The organism is Flavobacterium macrobrachii (assembly GCF_014486675.1).
In the GTDB taxonomy this organism is placed as follows: Bacteria; Bacteroidota; Bacteroidia; order Flavobacteriales; family Flavobacteriaceae; genus Flavobacterium; species Flavobacterium macrobrachii.
Genome location: NZ_JACTAC010000101.1, coordinates 1 through 7,923, shown reverse-complemented (window position 1 = coordinate 7,923; position 7,923 = coordinate 1). Strand labels below are relative to the sequence as shown.

The 7,923-nt window shown below is 32.3% G+C and carries 7 protein-coding genes; 3 read left to right on the top strand and 4 right to left on the bottom strand.

Translation table 11 applies throughout. The features are described 5' to 3' along the window. Positions 1-591 (bottom strand): hypothetical protein (locus IAI56_RS14765; protein ID WP_187658596.1); only part of this gene is annotated, 591 nt, incomplete at its 3' end. A 179-nt stretch (positions 592-770) separates the two neighbouring features. On the opposite strand from IAI56_RS14765, the gene IAI56_RS14760 reads away from it, so the two are divergent. After that, positions 771-1,829: a 3-oxoacyl-ACP synthase III family protein gene (locus IAI56_RS14760; RefSeq protein ID WP_187658595.1), complete on the top strand. Its 1,059-nt coding sequence runs from the start codon at positions 771-773 to the stop codon at positions 1,827-1,829. A 143-nt stretch (positions 1,830-1,972) separates the two neighbouring features. Here the strand turns inward: IAI56_RS14760 and IAI56_RS14755 are convergent, their stop codons facing one another. Beyond that, complete coding sequence (locus tag IAI56_RS14755; RefSeq protein ID WP_187658594.1) at positions 1,973-3,823, bottom strand: LamG-like jellyroll fold domain-containing protein; 1,851 nt, start codon at positions 3,821-3,823, stop codon at positions 1,973-1,975. Positions 3,824-4,045: 222 nt separating this feature from the next. On the opposite strand from IAI56_RS14755, the gene IAI56_RS14750 reads away from it, so the two are divergent. Beyond that, on the top strand, positions 4,046-4,816 hold the full coding sequence (locus tag IAI56_RS14750) for a LytR/AlgR family response regulator transcription factor (RefSeq protein WP_187658593.1): 771 nt from the start codon (positions 4,046-4,048) through the stop codon (positions 4,814-4,816). Positions 4,817-4,860: 44 nt separating this feature from the next. Continuing rightward, positions 4,861-6,912 (top strand): tetratricopeptide repeat protein, encoded by a 2,052-nt coding sequence (locus tag IAI56_RS14745; RefSeq protein ID WP_187658592.1) that lies wholly within the window; start codon positions 4,861-4,863, stop codon positions 6,910-6,912. A gap of 101 nt (positions 6,913-7,013) precedes the next feature. On the opposite strand, the gene IAI56_RS14740 is transcribed toward IAI56_RS14745, so the two are convergent. Next, positions 7,014-7,409 (bottom strand): hypothetical protein, encoded by a 396-nt coding sequence (locus tag IAI56_RS14740; protein WP_187658591.1) that lies wholly within the window; start codon positions 7,407-7,409, stop codon positions 7,014-7,016. A gap of 134 nt (positions 7,410-7,543) precedes the next feature. Continuing rightward, on the bottom strand, positions 7,544-7,693 hold the full coding sequence (locus IAI56_RS14735) for a hypothetical protein (protein ID WP_187658590.1): 150 nt from the start codon (positions 7,691-7,693) through the stop codon (positions 7,544-7,546). Between the last annotated feature and the right edge of the window lie 230 nt (positions 7,694-7,923).

Sequence of the window (7,923 nt, the reverse complement as noted above, 5' to 3'; positions counted from 1 at the left end):
GTACCAAACATCTTGAAGCGAATTTGCAAAACAAGTAGTTGTTGTTCCCGTATTGCTCGAACCACTAAACGTACCCGATGTTCCTACACAACTGGTGTTTGGTGTTAAAGCAATTGCTCCCGAACATAAATCGTTTGCTGGTGTTGGGTAATTTTGAACACAAATGGTGAAGTTAGAGGAAATTGCAAAAGTTCCCACATGAAAAACTCTTATGTAATATGTTTCGCCAACTGTAAATGAATTACTTTGAAAAAATTCACTGGTAAGACTACTTGATGAATTGTCACAAGCAAAACTTGTTCCATTACATGAACCAGTAAAAATTTCCAATCCTAAATTAATATTAGCCTGATTTACAAGTGTAATACTGATGGTTGCATCATTTGCTACAAAACTGTACCAAACATCTTGAAGCGAATTTGCAAAACAAGAAGTTGATGTTTCGGTATTGCCTGAACCATTAAAACTTCCTGAAGTATTTATGCAATTGGGTGATGGATTTATTGAAATTGCATTTGAACACAAATCATTTTGAGCAGTTGCTTTAAAACAACTAAATAATACGATTAGAATGAGGTAAATTTTTTTCATGCCTATTTTTTTTTCAAAAATAAATAAATTTTTATAAAAAAATTAGCTGAAAAAAATGTCAATAATTTATTTTTATCAAAAGATTTATGATAATATAACAAAAAATTAAAAGTTTTGATTGAGAACAAAGTTTTTTACGTATTAAAAGAATAATTTAGTAGTTCTATTTTTTTTAAATCATGAACATAAAAATAACGGGTTCGGGTAGTTACATCCCAACAGAAGTAGTATCAAATATAGATTTTGCAAAACATGTTTTCTTAAATGATGACGGAACACCGTTTCCGCATCCGAATGATGTTGTTGCCGAAAAGTTTCTTGAAATTACTGGAATTCAAGAACGCCGTTATGTAACCGACGATTTAAACACCTCAGACATAGCCACGATTGCTGCCAAAAAAGCTATTGCTGATGCAGGAATTGACCCAGAAACGCTGGATTACATCATCTTTGCCCACAATTTTGGCAACGTTAAAAAAGGTGCCATTCAAAGCGATATTTTGCCAAGTTTAGCTACGCGAGTGAAGTTTGACTTGCGTATTAAAAACCCAAAATGTGTGGCGTATGACATGCTTTTTGGTTGCCCAGGTTGGATTGAAGGTGTCATTCAAGCGCAAGCTTTTATTAAAGCCGGTATGGCAAAAAAATGTTTGGTTATTGGTGCCGAAACCCTTTCGAGAGTGGTTGATTTACACGATAGAGATTCAATGATTTATAGCGATGGTGCCGGCGCAACTATTATAGAAGCCACCGAAGACGAAGGCGGAATTCTAGCCCACGAAACGGCTACGTTTACTTATGACGAGGCGTATTATTTATTTTTTGGTAACTCGTTCAACAAAGACCACGATCCTGATGTTCGCTATATAAAAATGCACGGTAGAAAAATTTATGAATTTGCATTAAGTCAAGTTCCAAAAGCGATGGCTTCGTGTTTAGAAAAAAGCGGTATCGACATTAGTGAGGTGAAAAAAGTATTGATTCATCAAGCCAATGAAAAAATGGACGAAGCCATTATTCAACGCTTTTACAAGCAATACAAACAAACACCTCCCGAAGGCATTATGCCGATGAGTATTCACAAGTTGGGTAACTCGAGTGTTGCCACTGTTCCAACCTTATATGACTCGTTAGTAAAAGGGCAAATTGAAAATCAAGAACTGCACAAAGGCGATGTGATTATTTTTGCTTCGGTTGGCGCTGGAATGAATATTAATGCAATTGTTTATCGAATGTAAAAAGCCAAGTATTTCTACTTGGCTTTTACAATTAAAAAACTACTTAACTATTCAATTAGTATGCTAAAAGCAACACCTAAAATAATACTATAAATCAATAGTATTGTTAGCTCTAATCGATACTTTTCTATCATTTTCATACTTTATTCGACAATAAGTTTTTGAACCGCTTTTTGATTATTTACATCCGTTACTTCTATCAAATAAATACCTTTTGACAACGAAGAAATATTAACTTCTTTTTGATTAGAAGACAGTACTTTTTGTCCTTGTAATGTAAAAACCTCAACTGAATTAATTTCACTTTCCACATTTATATTTACATAATCTTTGGCTGGATTTGGATATAAATTAAAGTTTAAGTTTTTACTAAATTCACTGTTTGATAAGGAATTAATAAGCTGAGTAACATCACTAGAGTTTAAACTATCGTTATAAATTCGTAAATCATCTACTCTACCATTAAAAAAACCACCAACACCTGTTGTTGTTCTTCCAATTCTAAACATTGTTCCTACTGTATTAAACATTAATGAACTAGTATTGACAAGAGTTCCATCTCTATAAATTTTGGTATCCAAACCATCATATACAAAAACCATTGTGTAATAAGTACCAAAGTTCATAGGGTTAGAAAAACTGATATCATTTGCCCAAAAATAATGCGTTGCCTGTGAAGCAGTATCTTGGGTATAACCAAATGATTGACCAGCAGTAGCTGTACCATAACTAAAAACATTATTGGCTTGTGACAAAGCACCAGATTCAAACATAAACTTAATAGCAACTGTTCTCTTTCTTGTTCCTTGAGGAAGTAATGGCAAAATAATTGCCTGAACATTATTGTTTAATCTAATGGCAGTATTGTTATCTATAAAACCAGAATTTGGATTACCAAAAGCGATAGTCGGATCACTTTTTTCTTGTGTATTTCCATTGAAATCAAAGTGATAAAAAGGTACTTTATTAAAATCCGCATCATAGGTACAAAAACCTGCAACATTGGAAGGCACTGCATTTCCAGCGCTATTGGTTGCTTCAACTCTATAAGTATAACAAGTTCCATTATCTAAACCCGGAATGGTAAAATTAACTGTTTGTGTTGTATTTCCTGAAACTGTTGGACCTGCAATTACACTTCCAATTCCTGCACCAACTTGAGTAAAAACAATGTTTGTAGTTGTGGTTGCTCCACCTGGATTTATATCAAAAAAAATAGTTCCACTAGTTGGTGTTGAACCAGTAAAATTTGTACCCGAAATAACTGGAACTGTTACAGAAGTTGATCCGGAAGTATAAAGTGTATTAATTTGACTAGCATTCAATTCTACATTATAAATTTTTAAATCATCTATCAAACCTGTAAAATTTTGACCATCGTTATAAGCGCCTGCAATTATTCTACCTATTGTAGCCGTTGTTCCTGTAGTAGCCCAAGTTTTTGTAAAACTAGAAAGCAAGACGTTATTTCTGTAAATCTTTGTTGTATTTACTCCATCATGAGTAACCACATAATGATACCACGTATTTAGCTCAAAAGCTGAAGGAGTTACTCCTATATTATTTGACGCTGGTCCAAATCCATAAACCTCAACTCTATTAGCATTAACAGTAATATTTGCAGGATTTTGTTGCACACCAAATGCTTGATTTGCAGCTTGCGTTCCATAACCAAAAGGATAATTATAAATATTATTTGTATCATCTATTGATTTAAACCAAAACGAAATAGTTCTAGCAGCATTTCCTATTGGCAAATTAGTCAAATTTGACGTCAAATAACATCCTCCACTTATTCCATTGATTTGTACTGCATTATTAGCAACCCCATTTCTATCCGTTCCATAAGAAATTGAATTTCCTGTAACAGCAAATGTTGCATTATTGGCAGAATTAGTTAAACTTCCGTTGAAGTTAAATTCTTGAATGGGTGTTTGTGCATTGATGTTGATACTAAACAATGCCAACCATAATACGTGTAGAGTTTTTTTCATAATTTGAGATTTTTATTTATAGCGCAAAATTAGACACATCAGCCTGCTACATAGAGTTGTAAATACACGAACCGTTGTTTTGAATTCATAAACTGTAAACTTATTTTTTACCTATTATTTCCTTTACAAACTACTTATAATGATTTTCACTTCATCAAATGTTGTTTTGACTTCATAAACCGTATTTTTTTGACTAACTTTTTTCATGAAAAACAGTTACATTTGAAAATAGAAATCACCACTTTTATGAAAGTCCTAATTGTTGACGACGAACCTAAAGCTCGCTCTATACTTAAAAATATTATTACTGATTATTGCAAAGGCATTGAAGTAATTGATGAAGCAGCTAGTGTAAACGAAGCAGTAAAAATTATTAACAAACAAAAACCCGACATTGTTTTTCTGGATATTGAAATGCCTAACGAAAATGGTTTTGCCTTGTTCGACTACTTTGATGTTCCGCCGTTTGAAACTATTTTTTGTACCGCTTATTCTGAGTATGCTTTACAAGCTTTTGAAGTTTCAGCTATTGATTATATCTTAAAACCTATTAGTATTAGCAAAGTGCAAGCTGCTGTTGAAAAAGCCATCAAAACTAGAGGTCAAAACAAAATTATTGAGCAAGTTTCGGTTTTAAAAGAAAACCTTTCGGTGCAGCAATTGCAAAAAATTGGGTTACCGCTTTCTGATGGATTGCAGTTTATAAAAATAGAGGACTTACTTTATTTTGAAGCCGATGGTTCTTATACTCACGTTATTACTACCAAAGGGAATTATCTAATCAGTAAAAAAATTAAAGAATTTGACGAATTACTTCAAAACGACAATCGCTTTTATAGAGTGCATCGTTCTTACTTGGTCAATATTTTAAAAATCTCAAAGTACAGCAAAAAAGATGGAGCTACACTCGTTTTTGAAAACAACAAAATTATCCCAGTTGCTAGGGAAAAGAAAAATGATTTCGACGAATTTATTGGTGGTATCAGTGTATGAAAAAACGTTTTTTATTTCAGTGTTGCTTACTTTTTCTTTTTCAAATGGTGCTTTCTCAATCTAAAAATGAGACTACACTTTTAGTAAAAGACAGTTTGCTTTGCTATGATTTGAATAAAAAAATTGAAGAAGAAAACAACCATTTACTTTGGATAAAAGACAACAACCAACTCAAAACCATTGCTTCCAAAAACTTAAAATCCAACAATTATACTTTTCAAAAAACGTTTTACAAATACTATTCAATTGCATTGCTCAATGATGGTGCATTTTACAATTATACTGATCAATACCAGAAAGCCATCAATTGTTATAAAAAATCATTTTTAGTCGCCAAAAAAATCAATTTTGATGAACAGTGCGCTTCCAATTTGCAAAATATAGGTACCGCTTTTGACTATCTTGGCAAAGTAGATAGCAGTTTGATTTATTTTAAAAAAGCGTTGCGCTATGCTAATCAGTCTAAAAATAAAACGACGATTGCCTATGTTTTAACAGACATTGGACATGTATATAATCTAAAAGGTAATACTACTCAAGCCATTGAAAACAACTTAAAAGCTCTTAAAATTTTTGAAGAAGTTAATGATATCGAAGGTGTTGAGCGAACCTATTTAGCGCTTGGTAGAATATTTGACAATCAAAAAGAATATCAAAAAGCAATAGTATATTATCAAAAAGGATTAAAAATTGCTACTGATAATCAACTGGAAAACAGACAATCCATCCTTTTAAACAGTTTGGCTAATTCAAATTTTCAACTAAATAAATATAGCGAAGCCAAAAAATTTGCTCTAAAAAGTTTAACCATTTCAAACAAGAATAATTTTGAAACCGCAAAAGCCATGTCGCTCAAGCATCTTGGTGAAATTGCTTTAGAAGAAAAAAACTTTAACCAAGCCGAAGATTATTTTAAACAATCGGCTGATTTGTTTAGCAAACTTAATGTTAATAACAACTTAGCGCGAGTTCAAATCAACTTGGGAAAAATTTATCTCTTCAAAAAAAATTATAAACAAGCACTAATTGATGCAGAAAAAGGGTTCAAAATTGCCAAAATCTCCAATTATCCTGCTGAGAAAAAAGATGCTGCCGAGTTATTGAGCGCTATTCATCAACATTTAACTAACTACAAAGCTGCTTTTGACTATCAAACTTTAGCAAAAAATATTGGCGACAGCATTTTTTATGACGAAAATAAAAACATCGCTTTAAAATCGGAGTTTAAATATGAAACCGAAAAAAAAGAAAGCCAAATTAAAGCATTATCCCAACAAAAAAAGATTGCTGAACTAGAAAACCAACGTCAAAAATCAATCAATCTTTTCATCATTATCTTTTTAGTTTCATTGGTCGTTATCAGTTTTTTATTGTTCAAACGCTATAAAACTAACAAAGAAAATGAACTCTTAAAAATTTCATTGGAAGAAACAGAAAAAACGCTTTTGGCTGAAAAAAAAGCTACCGAAAGCGAACTCAAAGCACTAAAAAGTCAAATGAACCCGCATTTTATTTTTAATGCACTCAACTCCATTCAAGAACAATTTATGTATGGCGACAAAGTAATTGCCAACGAGCAAATGGGCAATTTTACTTATCTAACCAGACAAATTCTTGCCGTCTCGGGCAAAAAGAAAATTCCTTTATCGACCGAAGTGGATATACTTACTAAATATCTTGAACTAGAAAAAATGAGGTTTGACAATGACTTCACTTACTCAATAGCTATTGATGATACCATAGACGATGAATATACCGAGTTACCGCCAATGCTCATTCAGCCATTTGTAGAAAACAGTATTAAACACGGGCTTTTGCACAAAGAAGGAAATAAAACCGTGAGCATCAATTTTACTCTTGATGCCGATGAAGAATTCATTATTTGTACCGTAGAAGACAACGGCATTGGTAGAAAAAAATCAGAAGCTATAAAGACTAAAAATAACCACAACTCGTTTTCCACCACCGCCGTTTCTCAACGATTGCAGCTCATTAATAATGACAACAACAATGATGGTTTGCAGTACATAGATCTTGAAGACATAAACGGAAATGCAATTGGCACTAAAGCTGTTTTAAAAATTGCTTTGGTATAAAAAAAGTAATATTGCTAGCCAAACATTAACTAAAAACCATAAAAAAAGGGCTCAAAACCCAATGTTTTAAAACCCTTTCCTACTAAAATGAAACATTTATTTTAATCGCCAACGGTTATCGTAACCACATCACTCCAGCTGCCCACTTTTTCATCTTTAAACATATACATTGCTCTGTATCGCCAAACGGCGCTCTCACTACCCGATGGCAAAGGCGTTGTATCTACAAAATTTGGACGCAAATCTTTATCCAAAAACACAAAACCGCTACCCGTATCTTTTTCTATAATAATAGCATCATAAGTGGACTTCTTCCATTGTAGATTTACTCTTCCTCCATTCATTACTGCTTTTAGAATAGGCTGAACATTTTCTAGTGGCATTCTATTACTAAACGTCCCTTCAATACCAAGATTTTGACCAATAGCTTCGGTATAGTTTTTATGCGCTTTAATGCGCTTGGCTTGAATTAAAAAACGAGATTGAATACCTGGCAAAACCTCATCAGGAATAGGTGTAATGTTAGAAGTTTCTGGTACTGGATTTAATTCTGGATTACCCGTATCAAGCCGAAGAATATTTTTAAAACCAATCCAACTTTTCTTGTAATCCGTAATTTTTTTGGCAGAAGTTACTGCCCATGTAAAATAAAGACGTCAGCTTCTGCCTCTGCTAACTCTGCTTCAGATATACTAAAAATATCTTTATAACCTGGCAACTTACTAGAAAAGTTTGTCAATTGAACGGCAAACTTTTCATCATTTTTCTGTAGAAAATACATAATTTAAAATTTAATGGTTAATAAATAAATTCAAAATACATGTAGTGCTTTTATCATACTTTTTTATTTTGTCGCTTTTTTTTAATAACGGTTAAATTATTTTTTTATTGTATTGTTTTCCATTGCTTTACAAAAAATATCTTTAAAATTATTTTAGAAATTTTTCAGAAAGTCACTATTTATAATCGCCAAGAAATTATTTGTTAAACCAAAAAAAATTAAAAAAAAAA